The organism is Pseudomonas zeae, assembly GCF_014268485.2.
GTDB lineage: Bacteria > Pseudomonadota > Gammaproteobacteria > Pseudomonadales > Pseudomonadaceae > Aquipseudomonas > Aquipseudomonas neuropathica.
In genome coordinates this window covers 3,641,796-3,659,874 of the sequence record NZ_CP077090.1, presented here as the reverse complement: position 1 = coordinate 3,659,874, position 18,079 = coordinate 3,641,796, and the positions used below count along the sequence as shown (strand labels likewise).

The window sequence follows — 18,079 nt, the reverse complement described above, 5'->3', positions numbered from 1 at the left end:
GCGGATCAGATGCGATTCTGCGCAACGCCTGCGACAACTTGAAGCAGCCCGCAGACAAAGGCGCAAACTCCTATATCAGGCGTTTGCGCGGGGTGTTGATCAAGGTCAGTCAAATCACCGAACCACTCTCGTCAGCCTTCAAGTGCTTGCGACCATCCTTGGCGCCTGCGACGGTCAATTCGTCGGCTTCTGCCTCGGTGATGTAAACGCGCCGGCCATCTATTTCCACAAACGACATGGCCTTGTCGCTGTCCGTACGCACTTCCAAGGTGTCGCAAATGCGGATTTCTTCGCCATTCTCGACGGTGAAAAAACACACTTTTTGTTCGGGGTTGGATTCATCGACTCGAACGGGCATGAGGGCGGTCCTTTTTTCAGGGAAGTCTGAAAGGTTAGGGCGCACGCTTCACCGATGGTTCTGCGCAACTGATTAATGGTCGCCGCTGTCCATCGTCTATCCAGCCAATAACAAGGACTGCACGATGGACGCGTGGTGGCATGAAGTGTGGCAAACCCTGCAGGCGGAATTCGCCGACGTCGGCGATGCTTCGCAATTGACGCGCATCACCGTGCGCCTGCTGATGGCGGCGGTACTGGGCGGCATTCTCGGTTTTGAGCGCGAACACAAGGGCAAGGCTGCCGGGGTGCGCACGCATATGTTGGTAGCGCTGGGGGCTGCGCTGTTTGTACTGGTGCCGCAGACATCGGGGGCGGAATCCGATGCGATGAGCCGCGTGGTGCAAGGGGTGATTGCCGGGATCGGTTTTCTCGGTGCCGGGACTATTCTGAAAAACAAGGAAGGCGATGAAGGCCATGTCAAAGGCCTGACCACGGCTGCCGGGCTGTGGATGACGGCGGCCATTGGGGTCGCGGCGGGATTGGGCAGGGAAGCAACGGCGCTGCTCAGTACTTTTCTGGCGCTGGGGATTTTCAGCGTGATGCCGCGCATCGTGAAGCTGTTCGAAAAGGACGAGGAAAAGACTGATGACCACTGATCATTCCTGCGCCGGATGATCGTTCCCACGCTCTGCGTGGGAATGCCTCAATGGACGCTCCGCGTCCGCTTTGGGACGCGGAGCGTCCCGGGCTGCATTCCCACGCAGAGCGTGGGAACGATCAGTTAGAGGATCACAGGAGGCATCGTCGTTGGTGGTTCTTCTTTGGGGGGTGGTGTGGTGCCAGGTGGCTCTTGCTCGGGAATCGGTTGCGGCTCGGTCTCGGGCAGCGTGGGTTTGTCGATGTTCGGATCGGGCGTTTCGGCCGGGATCGGGATATTCATCTGATGACCTCCGTGTGGCACATGGCGTGAGAAGTGCTTAAGTGGATTGACCACCCTGCACGCAATTCGATCCGCTTTTCTGACACGGCAATTTCATCTGAACTTTTCCCGGCGCCGGTCGCTCGGAACCTAAGTGAGTTCATTTCGGGGCAGGTGCTTCGTTGTGAACACTGATCCGGCACAAGAGCGTCCTTGGGGCGTTAAGGAGAGATGCTCAATGACTGCTGAAAGACCTTCTGAACTGAGCTACAACCCGCACATGCCGCTGTCGCAGGCGTTGCTGCTTCCGCGCATTGCCATCGAAAACACCATGCCGACCCTCGAGGGCGGGCAGTTCGCCGTGAAGTCGATTGCCGGCCGTGAGGTGGCGGTCACCAGCAAGGTGTTTGCCGACGGTCACGACAAACTCGCGGTGCGCATCCGCTGGCGCGAGGAAGGCGAGGAGACCTGGCAAAGCGAGGTCATGGCCGATCAGGGCAACAATGGCTGGCAAGGCCAGTTCCGCCCAGAGCATCAAGGGCGCTTCCTCTATTGCATCGAGGCGTGGATCGATCACTTCGCCAGTTTCCAGTACGAACTGGAGAAAAAACACAGCGCCGCCGTACCGGTTTCGCTGGAGTTGCAGGAAGGCCGGAGCATGGTGCAACAGGCCGCCGAGCGCAGCGAAGGTCAGCTCAGTGAACAGCTCGCCGCGTTGCACCACGAATTGTCCGGGCTGCTCGAAACCGAGCAGGTCGCGCTGTTCCTGCACTCGCGCAGTGCGCAGTTGATGGCTGAGGCCGATCACCGCGCCTACCTGAGCGTCAGTCCGGAATATCCGGTAGATGTCGAACGCGAACTGGCCGAATTTGCCAGTTGGTACGAACTGTTTCCGCGCTCGATCACCGACGATCCCCACCGTCACGGCACCTTTAATGACGTGCATGCGCGTTTGCCGATGATTCAGGACATGGGCTTCGACGTGCTCTATTTCACGCCGATCCACCCGATTGGTCGCGCCCATCGCAAGGGGCGCAACAATTCCCTGACCGCCGGTCCCGATGATCCCGGCAGCCCTTATGCCATCGGTAGTGAGGAGGGTGGTCACGAGGCGATCCACTCGCAACTCGGCACTCGCGAGGACTTCCGTCGACTGGTCGCTGCCGCCGCCGATCACGGTCTGGAAATCGCCCTCGACTTCGCCATTCAGTGTTCCCAGGATCACCCGTGGCTCAAACAGCATCCGGGCTGGTTCAACTGGCGCCCGGACGGCACGATCAAATACGCGGAGAATCCGCCGAAGAAATATCAGGACATCGTCAACGTCGACTTCTATGCGCCGGACGCGATTCCGAGCCTGTGGGTCGAGTTGCGCGACATCGTCATTGGCTGGGTCGAAGAGGGCGTGAAGATCTTTCGCGTCGACAATCCGCACACCAAACCACTGCCGTTCTGGCAATGGCTGATCGCCGATGTTCGGGCGCTGTACCCGGAAGTGATCTTCCTCGCCGAAGCGTTCACCACGCCGGCAATGATGGCGCGGCTGGGCAAGGTCGGTTACACGCAGAGCTACACCTATTTCACCTGGCGCAACAGCAAGGCTGAGCTAGCAACGTATTTCACTGAACTGAATGAATCGCCGTGGCGCGAATGCTACCGGCCGAATTTCTTCGTTAACACACCGGACATCAACCCGGCATTCCTGCACGAATCCGGGCGTCCAGGATTTCTGATCCGTGCGGCGCTGGCGACCATGGGTTCAGGCTTATGGGGCATGTATTCGGGGTTCGAGCTGTGCGAGTCGGCGCCGGTGCCGGGCAAAGAGGAATACCTCGACTCGGAGAAGTACGAGATCCGCGTCCGCGACTTCACCGCGCCGGGCAACATCATTGCCGAGATCGCCCAACTCAACCGCATCCGCCGGCAGAACCCGGCGCTGCACACGCATCTGGGCCTGAAGGTCTACAACGCTTGGAACGACAACATTCTGTATTTCGGCAAGCGCAGTGTCGACGGCAGCAACTTCATTCTGGTCGCGGTCAGCCTTGATCCGCACAACGTGCAGGAAGCGAATTTTGAACTGCCGCTGTGGGAAATGGGCCTGCCCGATGATGCGACGACCCATGGCGAAGACTTGATGAACGGGCATCGCTGGGACTGGCACGGCAAGTATCAGTTCATGCGCATCGACCCGGCGTACCAGCCATTCGGCATCTGGCGAATTACTGCCTGAACGCAGATCCCCTGTGGGAGCGAGCCTGCTCGCGAAAGCAATTTTGCAGGCGACATGTTTGCTGAATGTTAATCCGCATTCGCGAGCAGGCTCGCTCCCACAGGTTGCTCATTGAGTTGGAGTCAGGTGATCGGCTCGCGGCTTTTCAAGAATTGAACAGGAGTTTCACATGGCGAAGAAACCCAAGGCAGCCACCTTTATCAAAGACCCGCTCTGGTACAAGGACGCGGTGATCTATCAAGTTCACGTCAAATCGTTTTTCGACTCCAACAACGACGGGATCGGCGACTTTCCCGGCCTGATCGCCAAACTCGATTACATCGCCGACCTCGGCGTAAACACCATCTGGCTGTTGCCGTTCTATCCCTCGCCACGTCGTGACGATGGCTATGACATTGCCGAATACCGTGGCGTGCACAGCGATTACGGGACCATGGCCGACGCCAAGCGCTTTATCGCCGAGGCGCACAAGCGTGGCTTGCGGGTGATCACCGAACTGGTCATCAACCACACCTCCGACCAGCACCCGTGGTTCCAGCGTGCGCGCAAGGCCAAGCCCGGCTCGGCGGCTCGGGACTTTTACGTGTGGTCGGATGACGATCAGAAATACGACGGCACGCGAATCATTTTCCTCGATACGGAAAAATCCAACTGGACCTGGGATCCGGTCGCCGGCCAGTACTTCTGGCACCGTTTCTATTCGCACCAACCGGACCTGAATTTCGACAATCCGCAAGTGATGAAAGCCGTGCTCTCGGTGATGCGCTACTGGCTGGACATGGGCATCGATGGCCTGCGCCTCGACGCGATTCCGTACCTGATCGAGCGTGACGGCACCAATAACGAAAACCTGCCGGAAACCCACGACGTCCTCAAGCAGATCCGCGCCGAGATCGACGCCAATTACCCCGATCGCATGCTGCTCGCCGAGGCCAACCAATGGCCCGAAGACACTCAGCTGTACTTCGGTGATACCGATGCGGCAGGCCTTAACGGTGATGAATGCCACATGGCGTTTCACTTCCCGCTGATGCCGCGCATGTACATGGCGCTGGCCCAGGAAGATCGCTTCCCGATCACCGACATTTTGCGCCAGACCCCGGAAATTCCTGCCAACTGCCAGTGGGCGATTTTCCTGCGCAACCACGATGAGCTGACGCTGGAGATGGTCACCGACAAAGAGCGTGACTATCTGTGGAATTACTACGCGGCTGACCGTCGCGCGCGGATCAACCTCGGTATTCGTCGACGTTTAGCGCCGTTGATGGAGCGCGACCGTCGCCGTATCGAATTGCTCAACAGCCTGCTGCTGTCGATGCCGGGTACGCCGACCCTGTATTACGGCGACGAGATCGGCATGGGCGACAACATCTACCTTGGCGACCGCGATGGCGTGCGTACGCCGATGCAGTGGTCGATCGACCGCAACGGCGGCTTCTCCCGTGCCGATCCGGCGAGCCTGGTGCTGCCGCCGATCATGGACCCGCAATACGGCTATCTGTCGGTCAACGTCGAAACCCAGTCCGGCGATCCGCATTCGCTGCTCAACTGGACCCGACGCTTGCTCGCTGTGCGCAAACAGTCCAAGGCGTTCGGCCGTGGCACGTTGAAAATGCTCTCGCCGAACAACCGTCGCGTGTTGGCTTACACCCGTGAATTCACCGATGCCGATGGCAAACACGAAATCATTCTCTGCGTGGCCAACGTTTCGCGCAGTGCGCAAGCGGTGGAGCTGGACCTGTCGGCCTACGTGGGCATGGTGCCGGTGGAGATGCTCGGCGGTAATGCCTTCCCGCCGATTGGCCAGTTGAATTTCCTCCTGACCCTGGCGCCTTACGGTTTCTACTGGTTTGCACTGGCGGCGGAAAACCAGATGCCGAGCTGGCACGTGGAACCGGCGCAAAGCCTGCCGGACTTCACCACGCTGGTATTGAAAAAACGCATGGAAGAATTGCTCGAAGCGCCGTCGCGCACATCGCTGGAGCAAAACATTCTGCCGAGCTGGCTGCAGAATCGCCGCTGGTTCGCCGGCAAGGACGCGGCCATCGACAAGGTGCATCTGGCGTACGGTGTGCGTTTCGGCGATGCGCAGCATCCGGTGCTGCTCAGCGAAATAGAAGTCACCAGTGGCGGGCAGACCAGTCGTTATCAGTTGCCGTTCGGCTTTATTTCCGAAGATCAGGTCGGCCCGGCGTTGCCGCAGCAATTGGCCTTGTCCCGTGTACGCCGAGTGCGACAGGTCGGCTTGATTACTGACGCGTTCAGCCTTGAAACGTTTATTCGTGCGGTGCTGCAAGGCATGCAGAACAACACGGTGCTGGAGTCGAGCGAAGGTGAAATCCGTTTTGCACCGACGCCGCATCTGGAAACGCTCGGCCTCGGTACCGAGTCGGAAGTGCGTTATCTGTCTGCCGAGCAATCGAACAGTTCGGTGGTGATCGGCAATAGTCTGGTGCTTAAGCTGATACGCAAAGTCGCTTCTGGCGTACACCCGGAACTGGAGATGAGCGCTTACCTGACCGAGGCCGGATTTGCCAATATCTCTCCGCTGCTCGGCTCGGTGATTCGCCGCGATGCCAAGGGCGAAGACAATCTGCTGATGATCGCCCAAGGCTATCTGAGCAATCAGGGCGACGCCTGGGAATGGACGCAGAACAACCTCGAGCGGGCGCTGCGCGATGAGCTGGCCGATGCCATGTCCGAACAGGAACAGCATTACAACGCCCTCGGTGAACTGAAGGATTTTGCCGGCATGCTCGGTCAGCGTCTGGGCGAGATGCACAAGGTGCTCGCCGCGCCCACCGACAATGCCGACTTCGCCCCGCAGGTGTCGACGGCCAAGGACATGCAGGCCACCGGCAAGGATGTTGTGGCGCAGGTCGAACACGCGCTGAAACTGCTCAAGCAGCATCAGGGCGAACTCGATGCGGCGGATCAGAAACTGGTCAAACGCCTGATCGACGAGAAGAAAACCATCCTCACGCACGTGCAGGATCTGGCGAAAAAAGCCGTCGGCGGTTTGCGCATTCGCGTCCACGGCGATCTGCATTTGGGCCAGGTACTGGTGATCAAGGGCGATGCCTACCTGATCGACTTCGAGGGTGAACCGGCGCGGCCATTGGGCGAGCGTCGTGGCAAACACAGTCCGTACAAGGATGTCAGCGGCGTGCTGCGCTCCTTCGATTATGCGGCTGCAATGACCATCAACGTGCACAACGTTGATCACAGCGCCGAGTCTGAAACGGCGCGGCGTCTAGTCGCCGAGCGCTATCTGCGTGAGGCCCGCGAGGCATTTGTTCAGGCATATCGCCGCGCGGCAGCTAGTCTTGATCATGCTTGGCAAGATCCTGAAGGTGCCGACGCCGCGCTGGCGTTGTTCGGCCTGGAGAAGGCGGCCTATGAAGTGGCCTATGAAGCCGAAAATCGCCCCACGTGGCTGCCCGTGCCGTTGCACGGTTTGTATGGGTTATTGACGGGGCTTAAACCCTTTTCCGATCTTGGTGGAGAGTAGTCATGAGTTTCTCGAACAAGGAACAGGGTGCGGTTAAAGAAACATTGCTGCCCTCGGCGAAAGATATTGATGCCTTGGTCCGCGCTGAACATCACGACCCTTTTTCCATTCTCGGCCCGCACGGCGATGGCGCTGGCGGGCAGTTCATTCGTGCATATCTGCCCGGGGCGCTGAGTGTCGTGGTGCTGGACAAGGACAGCGGTGAAGAACGCGGTCCGCTGGAGCAGACCGAAACGCCGGGGCTGTTTGTCGGCCATTTCGATCAGGCGCGGCCGTATCAGTTGCGTACGCGCTGGGCCGGCGGCGAACAGGTTGCCGAGGATCCTTATAGCTTTGGCCAGTTACTCGGTGAAATGGACTTGTATCTGTTCGCCGAAGGCAATCACCGTGACCTCAGCGCCTGTCTCGGCGCGCAGCTGAAAACGGTGGATGGCGTCGACGGCGTGCGCTTTGCGGTGTGGGCGCCGAATGCCCGGCGCGTGTCGGTGGTTGGCGACTTCAATGTCTGGGACGGCCGCCGCCATCCCATGCGCTTGCGGCATCCGTCCGGGGTCTGGGAGTTGTTCATACCGCGCCTGCAAGCGGGCGAGTTGTACAAATACGAGATTCTTGGCGCCCACGGCATTCTGCCGCTCAAGGCTGACCCGATGGCGCTGGCCACCAGCCTGCCGCCGGACACCGCTTCGAAAGTCGCTGAACCGCTGCAAATCGACTGGCAGGATCAGGAGTGGATGAGCAGCCGACGCGACCGGCAGAAACATTCGGCGCCTCTGTCGATCTACGAACTGCACGCCGGTTCGTGGCAGTGCGAACTGGATGATCTCGGCGAAGTCGCCCGCCAGTACACTTGGCCGGAACTCGCCGAACGCTTGATTCCCTACGTCAAGGAACTGGGTTTCACCCACATCGAACTGATGCCGATCATGGAGCACCCGTTTGGTGGCTCCTGGGGTTATCAATTGCTCTCGCAATTCGCCCCGAGTGCGCGGTACGGCTCGCCGGCGCAGTTCGCTGAATTCGTCGACGCCTGCCACCGGGCCGAGATCGGTGTGATCCTCGACTGGGTGCCGGCGCATTTCCCTACCGATACTCACGGTCTCGCCCAGTTCGACGGCACCGCGCTGTACGAATACGGCAACCCGCTGGAAGGGTTTCATCAGGATTGGGACACGCTGATCTACAACCTCGGCCGCACCGAAGTGCACGGCTACATGCTGGCTTCCGGGCTGCATTGGTTGAAACATTTTCATGTCGATGGTTTGCGCGTCGATGCGGTGGCTTCGATGCTCTATCGCGACTATTCGCGCAAGGCTGGCGAATGGGTGCCAAACCGCCATGGCGGCCGGGAAAATCTGGAGGCCATCGACTTCCTGCGGCATTTGAACGATGTGGTCGAACTGGAAGCACCGGGTGCGCTGGTGATCGCCGAAGAATCCACCGCGTGGCCCGGTGTCAGCCAAAGTACGCAGCAGGGCGGTCTCGGTTTTGCCTACAAATGGAACATGGGCTGGATGCACGATTCGCTGCATTACATTCAGCAGGATCCGGTGTACCGCGCGCACCATCACAACGAGTTGAGTTTTGGTCTGGTCTACGCCTGGTCCGAGCGTTTCATCCTGCCGATCTCCCACGATGAGGTGGTGCACGGCAAGCATTCGCTGATCGACAAGATGCCCGGCGATCGCTGGCAAAAATTCGCCAACCTGCGTGCGTATCTGAGTTTCATGTGGACCCATCCGGGCAAGAAGCTGTTGTTCATGGGTTGCGAATTTGGCCAGTGGCGCGAATGGAATCACGATCAGCAACTGGATTGGTATCTGCTGCAGTACTCCGAGCACAAGGGCGTGCAGAAACTGGTCGGCGATCTCAATCGGCTGTATCGCGAAGAGCCGGCGCTGCACGATCAGGACGACGCGCCGCAGGGTTTCCAGTGGTTGATCGGCGACGATGCGATCAACAGCGTTTATGCCTGGTTGCGCTGGAGCAAGGAAGGTAAACCGGTGCTGGTGGTGGCCAACTTCACGCCGGTGCCGCGTCAGGCCTACCGCGTCGGTGTGCCGTTTGCCGGGCGCTGGACTGAATTGCTCAACAGCGATGCTGACACCTATGCCGGTTCCAATTACGGCAATGGCGGCGGGGCGTTTACCGAGGAGGTGCCGAGCCATGGCCAGTCGTTGTCGCTGGAGCTGAATCTGCCGCCGTTGGCGGTGTTGATCCTCAAGCCGGAGGGCTGATCCGAGACCGCGTCGCTGCCTTCGCGAGCAGGCTCGCTCCCACAGGGGAAATACATTCCAAATGTGGGAGCGAGCCTGCTCGCGAAGGCGTCAGTTCAGACACCTTCAAAATCCGGCTCACCGCTTACCAGCGCATCCGCACCCCAAGGCTGCCAATGATCCCGTTCAAATCATTGTCATCGACATCACTGCTGTAATCGGCACTGACATACAGACTCACCACAGGCGTCACCCGCGCCACCAGCCCCAGGCCCAACTCAACGGTCGATGACTTGCGGCTGCTGCTGATCTTGTCGACCTGATCCAGTGTCACCGTGCTGCCGGTATAGACGGTGTGCCAGAGGTTGGTGCGCACGTAGGGTTCGACTGGCAGACCATTCAAATCGTAACTGCCTTTCAAACGGGCACCGACGCGGCCGCTCCAGGCCGTCAGATCGGTGGAGGACGCATTGCCCGAGCCGGCGTAGGGCGTGTCGAGGGTGATGCGTTGATTGATCAATTGTGCCTGCGGTTCGACCACCCAGTTGTCGCTCAAGCCAATTGGATAACCGCCTTCTACCGACAAGGTCAGTGCACTGCCTTCGGTAGCTTGGCGTGCACCTTGTTCATTGCGACTGAAACCGCTGACCCGGCCACCGCTGGCCGATAAATCCACGTGCCAGCCCTGGGCGCCGATCAGGCTGTAATAAGCGCCGAGGCTTTGGCCTTGCAGGTTGAGAGTGTCGCTGTTCGGGTCGGCCAAGGCGCGGCTGGTGAGCAAGCCATTGCCATTGGCCTGGATCTGGTTGAAGCCGCCGATCAGGCCGAGGGTCTGGGTGTGGTTGCCGCTTTGCACGGTGAGCACCGCCGGGCCTTTGAAGTCGCCGCTGCCGGGTGTTGCGAAGCCTGACGACAGCACATCGGTTTGCGCCTGGCGGGCGTTTCGACCGTACAACTCGTCCCAGGCCGACGGTGCGAGGTCTTCGGTAATCAAGCGCGTGCCCCGCAGATCGGGCCGTGGGCTGAAGCGTTGCGGGCCGGGGGTGATGACGGTGGTGGGCAACGTCATCACGGGCACATCCGCGCGGTACCACAGGGTGGTTTCATCCGCCGCAGGACCGGCCTGCGCCTCCATGGATGAGCACAGCAAGATAGAACTCGACACTGTGCAGAAAGTGATTTTGATCTCGTGTGGGGTGATTGAAGTTCTCATGGAGGTCTACCTTGCAGGCGCATGCGGCATCTCGATGTGGCGTCTCTCCTACCCCGAACGAGGGGCGACCGAATGGAGCGGGGCGAACCGTGGCCGCTCGATTTCGCGAGTGTCCTAAGGCTCGTCCCGGTAGTTATTCCGGGGGTAGTAAGGTAGAGATAAGAAGAGTCGCGCGCCGCCGTCAAGAAATTGAACGATGAGCGGTAGTGGCAAAACAGGCTTTGCAAGCGTTTGTTTTTCTGCACATAACTAAGTGGTTGTTTGTATGGAACAACCCGGCCAAAGCCCCGGCTCAGAGCGCTTCAGTTACCGACAGAAGGTCTGCCGGCACTGAAAGGGCACAAGGGTTGTCAATCTTCCACATAGGGTATTGCTGTCATTAATGCGGTTACAGATGCACTTCAACCGCCAATGGCAGGTGATCGGACAGATGCGTCCACGGCTTGTTGCCGAGGATCTGCGGGTCATGACTACTGGCATTGCGCAGGTAGATCCGGTCCAGTCGCAGCAACGGAAAACGTGCCGGATACGTTTTGGCCGGGCGCCCGTGATGGCGCTCGAAGGCTTCGTGCAAGTAATCGCGACGGGCGAGGGCGGCGTTGCCCTGTAACTGCCAGTCGTTGAAGTCGCCGGCGATGATTACCGGGGCATCCTCGGGCAGCGATTCAAGCAACTGACAGAGCAGTTGCAGCTGCAATTGCCGATGGCTTTCGAGCAGACTCAGGTGCACGCAGATTGCGTGGACCTCGGTGTGACCCGGCACATCGAGCACACAGTGCAAAAGGCCTCGGCGTTCGGGGCCGGTGATCGACACATCGAGATTGCGGTATTCACGGATCGGGTATTTCGACAGCAGCGCATTACCGTGATGGCCGTCAGGGTAAACGGCATTGCGCCCGTAGGCGAAATCGCTCCACATGCTGTCGGCTAGAAATTCGTATTGCGAGGTTTGTGGCCATTCGTTGTAACGGTTCGAATGCCGTTCGTGTTCACCCACCACTTCTTGCAGAAACACCAGATCGGCCGAGGTGCTGCGCACCGCTTCCCGCAGTTCCGGCAGGATGAATCGCCGATTGAGCGCGGTAAAACCCTTGTGGGTGTTGACCGTCAGCACCCTAAGACGATGAATGACGGGCGCGCCGATAAGATGACGCTCGGGATCGCTGGACACGTTCACTCCTCTGGATTGCGGGCCGCTTATTCATGCGACTGATGGCGAGGGGCGGCAGTTCCTTGCAAATCATGGTTGATGACAACCCAATTCCTGTGGGAGCGAGCCTGCTCGCGAAGGCGTCGGTAAATCCAATACATGAGTTGGTAGAACCACCGCTTTCGCGAGCAGGCTCGCTCCTACCCGAAACGGCGTCAGACGAAGACGATTTCATAGGGCAGGCGCATTCTTTCGAGAATCACCGGCGGCAGCATCGGCGCAATGCCGATCGCCGGTTCGCCCTTGAGCTGGCTCGCATACGCGTGGGTGGCGTGGCTCTTGCGCGCCACCGTCCAGGTGTCGAGGCGCAGTTTGCGCGCGCGTTCCCAAGGGATCAGTTGCTGGTCGCGCTCGGGCCAGTGCCAGGCCCAGACTGGTACATCGTGAAAGGTCGCCCCGGCTTGTTCCGCTGCCTGCGCGCTGGCCCGACCCACCGCTTCATGGTCGTCGTTGCCATCGCCGCGCCAGGTGCTGAACACCACATCGCCTGGGCGCAGGTAGCGGCTGATGAATTCGGTCACTTGCGCTTGCTGTTCGCACAGAGCGTTGTCGGTGAACCCGCCGCGCACCCATTTCAGGCTGTGCATTGGCAAGCCGAGACGGCGCAGGGCCTCGACGCTTTCCTGCGGGCGGAACACGCTCAGGCGTTTTTCCGACCATTGCCGCGAACCCGGGTGGCTGGCGCTGCCATCGGTGATCGAGAGCAATTGCAACGGATGACCGAGGCTGGAGAGTAATTGCAGCAGACCGCCACAGGTGACCACTTCATCGCCCGGATGCGGCGCGATGACCACGGCGCGGGCGCCGGCGGGTACCAGACTTAAAGTATTGATGACCGGGATGTTGTCCAGTTGCGGGGCGCTGTTCCAGATTTGCGCCGACGAACTGCTGTCGCTGAGGGTTAACGGTTTCATGGTGTGACGTCCTTGTGTTGTTTCGCCCTCAGTCGTGCGTTTGGCGGTGATTGCCAGACGCCGCCGACCCGTGAAGGCTGGTTGATTGCCCAGCGACGCTCCGAACCCTGGATTGCCGCGCAGCAGAGTATTGCTCATGAAGCGTAGTTCGTCGCGTCACAGATCAATCTGATCCGCTTTTTTTTGCTCCATCTGTGCCAGCTGTCGCAGATAGTCACCAAAGCCACCGCGCGCACGGCTGTCGAAGCGCGCGCTGGTCAGCACTTGCGGGCGATGACTCCAGGCGATGTTGGCACCGTCCCGTTCCAGCTCCCGCACCAACTGCACATCTTCGTCGCAGGCCAACGGTTTAAAGCCTCCGGCCCAACGATAGGCGTCGGCGCTGATGCCCAGATTAGCGCCGTGAATGTGCCGATGACCATCGCAGGCCCGGTAATCCCGGTGATAGCGGATTTGCGCCGCTTCATCGAACGACTCGTGCCAGCGTTCGACCGTGACGGTACCGCATACCGCGTCCGCGCCCAACCCCAGTTGCGCCACCAGCCAGTCGTCGGCCACGCGGCTGTCGGCGTCCGAGCAAGAGATCCAGCGCGCGCCGCGCTCCAGCAATAGCTGCGCGCCGGCCGCCCGGGCCTGACCGACGTTGCGCGCATCGATGTGCAGGCTCAGCACCGGATAGCGACTGACGATCTGCGCCGAGCGGTCGGTGCAACTGTCGAGCACCACCAACACCTCAACCTTTTCACCGGCCAGCAAACCGTGGCGGCTGGCGCGCACTGCGGCGCTCAGGCAGTCGTCGAGCAGGTCTTCCTCATTGTGCGCCGGGATCAGAATGCCGATCATCGCAAGCCCTCCAGTGCCGCCACCGAGCGCGGTTCGCGGCTCCACACCTCAAGGATGAAGTCCGCTTCCTGATGCAAGACCAGACGGGGCAGATGCAGTTTTTCGTGAATCAGGTCGTGAACCTGCCGCGCATTCAGCGGGCAGCCTTCAATGGGCGGACGCCAGTGACAGGCGAGGAACTGGCCGTCGGCAGTCAGGCAATCACTGGCCCGACGGATCACTTCTGTCAGATCCTGACTATCCAGGTAGTAGCCGATCTCGCTAAATACGATCAGGTCGAATTTTTCCTCCGGCCAGTCGCCGGGAAGACGCTTTTGCCGCACTTCGGCGTGGTCGAACACGCTCAACCGCGTGCGCGCCAGAGTCACTGCCGCACTGGCCGTGTCACAGCACAACAATCGATCGCAACGCGCGGCCAGTTCGGCGCTCAACTCGCCGTTGGCGCAACCCGGTTCGAAGATTGCCCGGTAGTGCGGACGCGGCAGGGCGGCGAGGGTGATCGCGCGTTTGCGCTGCTCATACCAGCGCTCACGGAACGCCCATGGGTCATCGTTGCCGGCAAACAATCCGTCGAAATAGCGATCTTCGACACTCATAGAAACACCACTTCGAAAGGTTGCAGCAGGCGATCGAGCACATAGGGCGCCAGTACCGGACCGAGTCCGGCGTCAGGATCGCCTTCCAGTTGACTGGCGAAAGCGTGCACCGCGTGGCGTTTGCGCGCGACTTGCGCCGGCGTCAGAAGAATCTTGCGTGCGCGTTGCCACGGTACGAAGGCGTCTTCCGGAGTTGCCCAGTGCCAGGTCCACACCGGCAGTTCATGGCAAGTCGCACCGACGCGACGGGCAGCCTCGGCACTGGCGCGGCCGACGGCCTCGTGGTCGCAATGTCCGTCCTCGCTCCACGTGGTAAAGAGCACGTCGTCGGGGCGCAGATGACGCTCGATGAACTCGACCAACTGCGCTTCCTGCGCCGCGACCTGAGTGTCAGTGAAGCCGCCGCGCAGCCACTTCACGCGATGCATCGGCAGACCGAGTCGGCGCAGCGCTTCGGCGGATTCCTGTGGGCGCACCACGCTCAGACGTTCCACCGGCCAGCGACTGGAACCGGGATGACTGGCGCTGCCGTCGGTGACCGACATCAGTTGCAAAGGCCGACCGGCCTCGGCAAGCAATTGCAGCAAACCGCCGCAACCGAGCACTTCGTCGTCCGGGTGCGGCGCGACAATCACCGCCCGCGCGCCCGGTGGCACCAGACTGAGGATGTCGATGCTATCCAGTTCCGCCAGATGCCGCGAAGCCTGCCATTGGTGCAGGCTCGTGCCTTGGCCGACAATCGGATTGGTTTTCATAAGGCCCATGCCTCCACGGATTGCCCGGCCACCAATTGCCCGAGCGCGGCCAGATCCCGTTCGGCATGGCTCTGGCGCAGAAACACCGGCAAATCGGCGCTGAGCCGGGCAAAGTGGCGATCTTTGCAAAACGGCCCGGCACCGAGGGCGCGGCCGACTTCACGCATGACCTGTTCAGCCGACTGTTCGACCACCGCGCGAGCACGCCGGGCCAGCAGTTCGGCGTTGTCCTCGGGATGCGCATCGATGTGCAAGGCGCTGAAACGCAGTACATCGGCAGCGGCCTGCAAAGCGCTGTCGACCGCGCCGAGATGCGCCAACGCATGCGGTTCCGGACGTTGCTCACACTGGATGCGCAACGCGTCGGCGATTTGCCGTGCGGCGCCGTACCAGCACGCGGCAATACCGATCCCGCCCTGCCAGAAACCCGGGCGTTGCAGATAGTCGCCGGGATTGCCAATGGCCTGCGCTTCGGCACCGTCGAACAGCACCTCAACGCTGCCAGTAGCCGCCATGCCCACCGCTTGCCAGCCTTGCTCGGTGACGGTGACGCCCGGTTGGTCGAGGGCGACGGCGACCAGTTGCTGCTGATCGTCGCCATCCCAGGCGGTGAGCAAGGCGTGGCTGAGCACGGCGGCGCCGGAGCACCATGCCTTGCGTCCATGCAGCGCGACCATGTGCCCGGCCGGGCTGGCTTTGACTCGTGCTTGCGGTGGCTCCGCTGCCCACATGCCCCAAGTGCTGCCCGGCGTAGGTGAGCCGCCGAGTTGTTCAATGATCGCCAGCGCGTCGGTGTGACCTTCGAACAGTTTGCACAGACCCAGGTCATGCCCGCCGACTTCCGCCAACTGCTGAAAGCGCTCCAGCGTGCGGCCACTGCCCGGTAACGGCAGACGATCCAGCCCGGCCTCGACCAGCGCCCGCAGGCACCCGCCGAGGGCTGCGGTGTGCGGATGATCCGTTGGTCGTCGGCTCAGATAACGGTGCAGATCCATATCAGTCTTCTTCGTCACGTTGCAGTTCGAACAGCAGCAGCGAGCGCCCGGTGACCGAGTATTCGTGGCCGAAATCGAAGCGTTCCTGACCACGGATCGACGGCTGATTGGTGTCGATCATGCAGGTCCAGAAACTGCCTTCCGGTACCTCCGGCAAGGTGAAATTGACGATGTCATGATGGGCGTTGACCACCAGCAGCAAGGTCGCATCCGCACCTTTGCGGCGAATCCCGGTTTCCTGCGCGCGCCCGTCGAGCAACATGCCCAGGCAGCGGTTGTGCGCATCGTGCCAATGCTCGGTGGTCATCTCAGTGGCATCCGGCGCCAGCCAGGTGATGTCCTTGACGCCGATGTCCTCGTTGTATTCGCCAACCAGGAAGCGGCCGCGACGCAGGATCGGATAGGCCAGGCGCAGCTTGATCAGGCGCTTGACGAATTTCAGCAACGCCTTGCCGTCCTCGCTCAGGTCCCAGTTGACCCAACCGATCTCGCTGTCCTGGCAATAGGCGTTGTTGTTGCCGTCCTGAGTGCGGGCGAACTCATCACCGGCGACGATCATCGGCGTGCCTTGGGCGAGCAGCAGGGTGGCGAAGAAATTGCGCATCTGCCGATGGCGCAGGGCATTGATTTCAGGATCGTCGGTCGGGCCTTCGACGCCATGGTTCCACGACAGGTTGTTGTTGCTGCCGTCCTGATTGTTTTCGTCGTTGGCTTCGTTGTGCTTATCGTTGTACGAGACCAGATCGTTGAGGGTGAAACCGTCGTGCGCGGTGATGAAGTTCACCGAGGAGTACGGCCGCCGCCCGCGCTGGTTGAACATCTCGCCGGAAGCGGTCATGCGGCTGGCAAAGTCGGCAACCTGGCCGTCGTCGCCTTTCCAGAACGCGCGCACGGTGTCGCGGAATTTGTCATTCCACTCGACCCAACCCGGCGGGAAGTTGCCCACTTGATAGCCGCCGGGGCCGCAGTCCCACGGTTCTGCGATCATCTTCACCTGACGCAGCACCGGGTCCTGGCGACAGGCGACAAGGAAGCTGTGACGCTCGTCGAAACCGTCGTGGTAGCGGCCGAGAATCGTCGCCAGGTCGAAGCGGAAACCGTCGACGTGCATCTCGCTGGCCCAGTAACGCAGCGAGTCGGTGACCATTTGCAGCACGCACGGGTGGCTCAGGTCGAGGGTGTTGCCGGTGCCGGAATCGTTGATGTAGTAGCGCTTGTCGTCGGGCATCAAGCGGTAATACGAGGCGTTGTCGATGCCGCGCATCGACAGGGTCGGGCCTTGTTCGTTGCCCTCGGCGGTGTGGTTATAGACCACGTCGAGGATCACTTCGAGGTTGGCTTCGTGCAGGTGCGCGACCATCTCCTTGAATTCGGCGATCTTGCCGCTGGCCAGGTAGCGCGGGTCCGGGGCGAAGAACGCGATGCTGTTGTAACCCCAGTAATTGGTCATGCCTTTGTGCAGCAGATGCTGGTCATTGACGAAGGCATGAATCGGCAGCAATTCGACGGTGGACACGCCGAGCTTGCGAATGTGTTCGAGCACGTCGTCGACCATCAGCCCGGCAAAGGTGCCGCGTACGTTCTCCGGTACCGAAGGGTGACGCATGCTGATGCCGCGCACGTGGGTTTCATAAATGATGGTCTTGTCCCACGGCACGCTGACGCGATGGTCATTGCCCCAGGTGTGCGCCGGGTCGATGACTTTGCACTTGGGTACAAATGGTGCGCTGTCGCGCTCATCGAAACTGAGGTCGGCGTCGGGGTGGCCGATGGTGTAGCCGAACAACGCTTCCGACCATTTCAGTTGGCCGACCAATTGTTTGGCGTACGGGTCGATGAGTAATTTGTTGTGGTTGAAGCGGTGACCGTTGGCCGGGTCGTACGGACCGTAGACGCGGTAGCCGTAGATCAGCCCCGGGTGCGCATCGGGCAGGTAGCCGTGGTAGATCTCATCGGTGTATTCCGGCAGTTCGATGCGTTCGAGTTCGACTTCGCCGGCATCGTCGAAGATGCACAGTTCGACCTTGGTGGCGTTGGCGGAAAACAGAGCAAAGTTCACCCCCAGACCATCCCAGGTCGCACCGAGCGGGAAGGGCAGGCCTTCACGGATTCTCGACGGCTCGGCGTGCGCGGTGGGCTCGGTATTCTTTGGACGGGTCATGATTGCTCCTGCAAAACGGTAGTCTAGGCTGACACATCCCCCTGTAGGAGTGAGCCTGCTCGCGATAGCGGTCTATCAGGCGACATCAATGTTGAATGTCAGATAGCTATCGCGAGCAGGCTCACTCCTACAGGGGATTGGTGGGTTCTTGAGGGCGAGTGAGCCCTCGGTGGCGAG

General features: G+C 60.6%; 15 protein-coding genes. 5 read left to right on the top strand and 10 right to left on the bottom strand.

The window, feature by feature from the left end; all coding sequences use genetic code 11:
* Nucleotides 1-109: 109 nt before the first annotated feature.
* Complete coding sequence (locus tag HU754_RS15970; RefSeq protein WP_093432963.1) at nucleotides 110-358, bottom strand: DUF3203 family protein; 249 nt, start codon at nucleotides 356-358, stop codon at nucleotides 110-112.
* Between the two features lie 124 nt (nucleotides 359-482).
* On the opposite strand from HU754_RS15970, the gene HU754_RS15965 reads away from it, so the two are divergent.
* Nucleotides 483-995 (top strand): MgtC/SapB family protein, encoded by a 513-nt coding sequence (locus HU754_RS15965; protein ID WP_186624731.1) that lies wholly within the window; start codon nucleotides 483-485, stop codon nucleotides 993-995.
* 125 nt (nucleotides 996-1,120) lie between these two features.
* Here HU754_RS15965 and HU754_RS15960 read toward each other — a convergent pair whose 3' ends face one another.
* Nucleotides 1,121-1,279: a hypothetical protein gene (locus HU754_RS15960; RefSeq protein WP_008087190.1), complete on the bottom strand. Its 159-nt coding sequence runs from the start codon at nucleotides 1,277-1,279 to the stop codon at nucleotides 1,121-1,123.
* A gap of 217 nt (nucleotides 1,280-1,496) precedes the next feature.
* Here HU754_RS15960 and HU754_RS15955 point away from each other — a divergent pair, with 217 nt between their 5' ends.
* The 3 genes from HU754_RS15955 (at nucleotide 1,497) to glgB (ending at nucleotide 9,236) form a co-directional block, all read left to right on the top strand.
* Nucleotides 1,497-3,491, top strand: coding sequence for an alpha-1,4-glucan--maltose-1-phosphate maltosyltransferase (locus tag HU754_RS15955; RefSeq protein ID WP_186624732.1), 1,995 nt, complete (start codon nucleotides 1,497-1,499; stop codon nucleotides 3,489-3,491).
* A 169-nt stretch (nucleotides 3,492-3,660) separates the two neighbouring features.
* The gene (gene treS, locus HU754_RS15950; RefSeq protein WP_186624733.1) at nucleotides 3,661-7,002 is read left to right on the top strand and encodes a maltose alpha-D-glucosyltransferase; all 3,342 of its coding nucleotides are present in this window, start codon (nucleotides 3,661-3,663) and stop codon (nucleotides 7,000-7,002) included.
* Nucleotides 7,003-7,004: 2 nt separating this feature from the next.
* Nucleotides 7,005-9,236 carry a 1,4-alpha-glucan branching protein GlgB gene (glgB, locus tag HU754_RS15945; protein ID WP_095050725.1) on the top strand — a complete coding sequence of 744 codons (2,232 nt, stop codon included), beginning with the start codon at nucleotides 7,005-7,007 and terminating at the stop codon, nucleotides 9,234-9,236.
* Nucleotides 9,237-9,360: 124 nt separating this feature from the next.
* Here the strand turns inward: glgB and HU754_RS15940 are convergent, their stop codons facing one another.
* The 3 genes from HU754_RS15940 to HU754_RS15930 form a co-directional block, all read right to left on the bottom strand.
* Nucleotides 9,361-10,428, bottom strand: a complete 1,068-nt coding sequence (locus HU754_RS15940) for an autotransporter domain-containing protein (RefSeq protein WP_186624734.1) — start codon at nucleotides 10,426-10,428, stop codon at nucleotides 9,361-9,363.
* A 388-nt stretch (nucleotides 10,429-10,816) separates the two neighbouring features.
* Nucleotides 10,817-11,599, bottom strand: coding sequence for an endonuclease/exonuclease/phosphatase family protein (locus HU754_RS15935; RefSeq protein ID WP_186624735.1), 783 nt, complete (start codon nucleotides 11,597-11,599; stop codon nucleotides 10,817-10,819).
* 194 nt (nucleotides 11,600-11,793) lie between these two features.
* Nucleotides 11,794-12,552 carry a PIG-L deacetylase family protein gene (locus HU754_RS15930; RefSeq protein WP_093433571.1) on the bottom strand — a complete coding sequence of 253 codons (759 nt, stop codon included), beginning with the start codon at nucleotides 12,550-12,552 and terminating at the stop codon, nucleotides 11,794-11,796.
* Nucleotides 12,553-12,555: 3 nt separating this feature from the next.
* Between HU754_RS15930 and HU754_RS15925 the strand changes: the two genes are divergently transcribed.
* A complete protein-coding gene (locus tag HU754_RS15925) occupies nucleotides 12,556-12,699 on the top strand; it encodes a hypothetical protein (RefSeq protein ID WP_156685515.1) in 144 nt (47 codons plus the stop codon).
* Nucleotides 12,700-12,708: 9 nt separating this feature from the next.
* Here HU754_RS15925 and HU754_RS15920 read toward each other — a convergent pair whose 3' ends face one another.
* Genes HU754_RS15920 through glgX form a run of 5 tightly spaced genes read right to left on the bottom strand, consistent with a single transcriptional unit; the run spans nucleotide 12,709 to nucleotide 17,902 of the window.
* On the bottom strand, nucleotides 12,709-13,395 hold the full coding sequence (locus HU754_RS15920; RefSeq protein WP_099759047.1) for a glycosyltransferase family 2 protein: 687 nt from the start codon (nucleotides 13,393-13,395) through the stop codon (nucleotides 12,709-12,711).
* Nucleotides 13,392-13,991: an SAM-dependent methyltransferase gene (locus HU754_RS15915; protein ID WP_099759048.1), complete on the bottom strand. Its 600-nt coding sequence runs from the start codon at nucleotides 13,989-13,991 to the stop codon at nucleotides 13,392-13,394. The genes HU754_RS15920 and HU754_RS15915 overlap by 4 nt, the downstream gene beginning before the upstream one ends.
* Nucleotides 13,988-14,746 carry a PIG-L deacetylase family protein gene (locus HU754_RS15910; protein WP_093432939.1) on the bottom strand — a complete coding sequence of 253 codons (759 nt, stop codon included), beginning with the start codon at nucleotides 14,744-14,746 and terminating at the stop codon, nucleotides 13,988-13,990. Before HU754_RS15910 ends, HU754_RS15915 begins: the two co-directional genes overlap by 4 nt.
* Complete coding sequence (locus HU754_RS15905) at nucleotides 14,743-15,741, bottom strand: acyl-CoA dehydrogenase family protein (protein ID WP_186624736.1); 999 nt, start codon at nucleotides 15,739-15,741, stop codon at nucleotides 14,743-14,745. The genes HU754_RS15910 and HU754_RS15905 overlap by 4 nt, the downstream gene beginning before the upstream one ends.
* Nucleotide 15,742: 1 nt before the next feature.
* Nucleotides 15,743-17,902 (bottom strand): glycogen debranching protein GlgX, encoded by a 2,160-nt coding sequence (gene glgX / locus HU754_RS15900; protein WP_186624737.1) that lies wholly within the window; start codon nucleotides 17,900-17,902, stop codon nucleotides 15,743-15,745.
* Nucleotides 17,903-18,079: the final 177 nt, after the last annotated feature.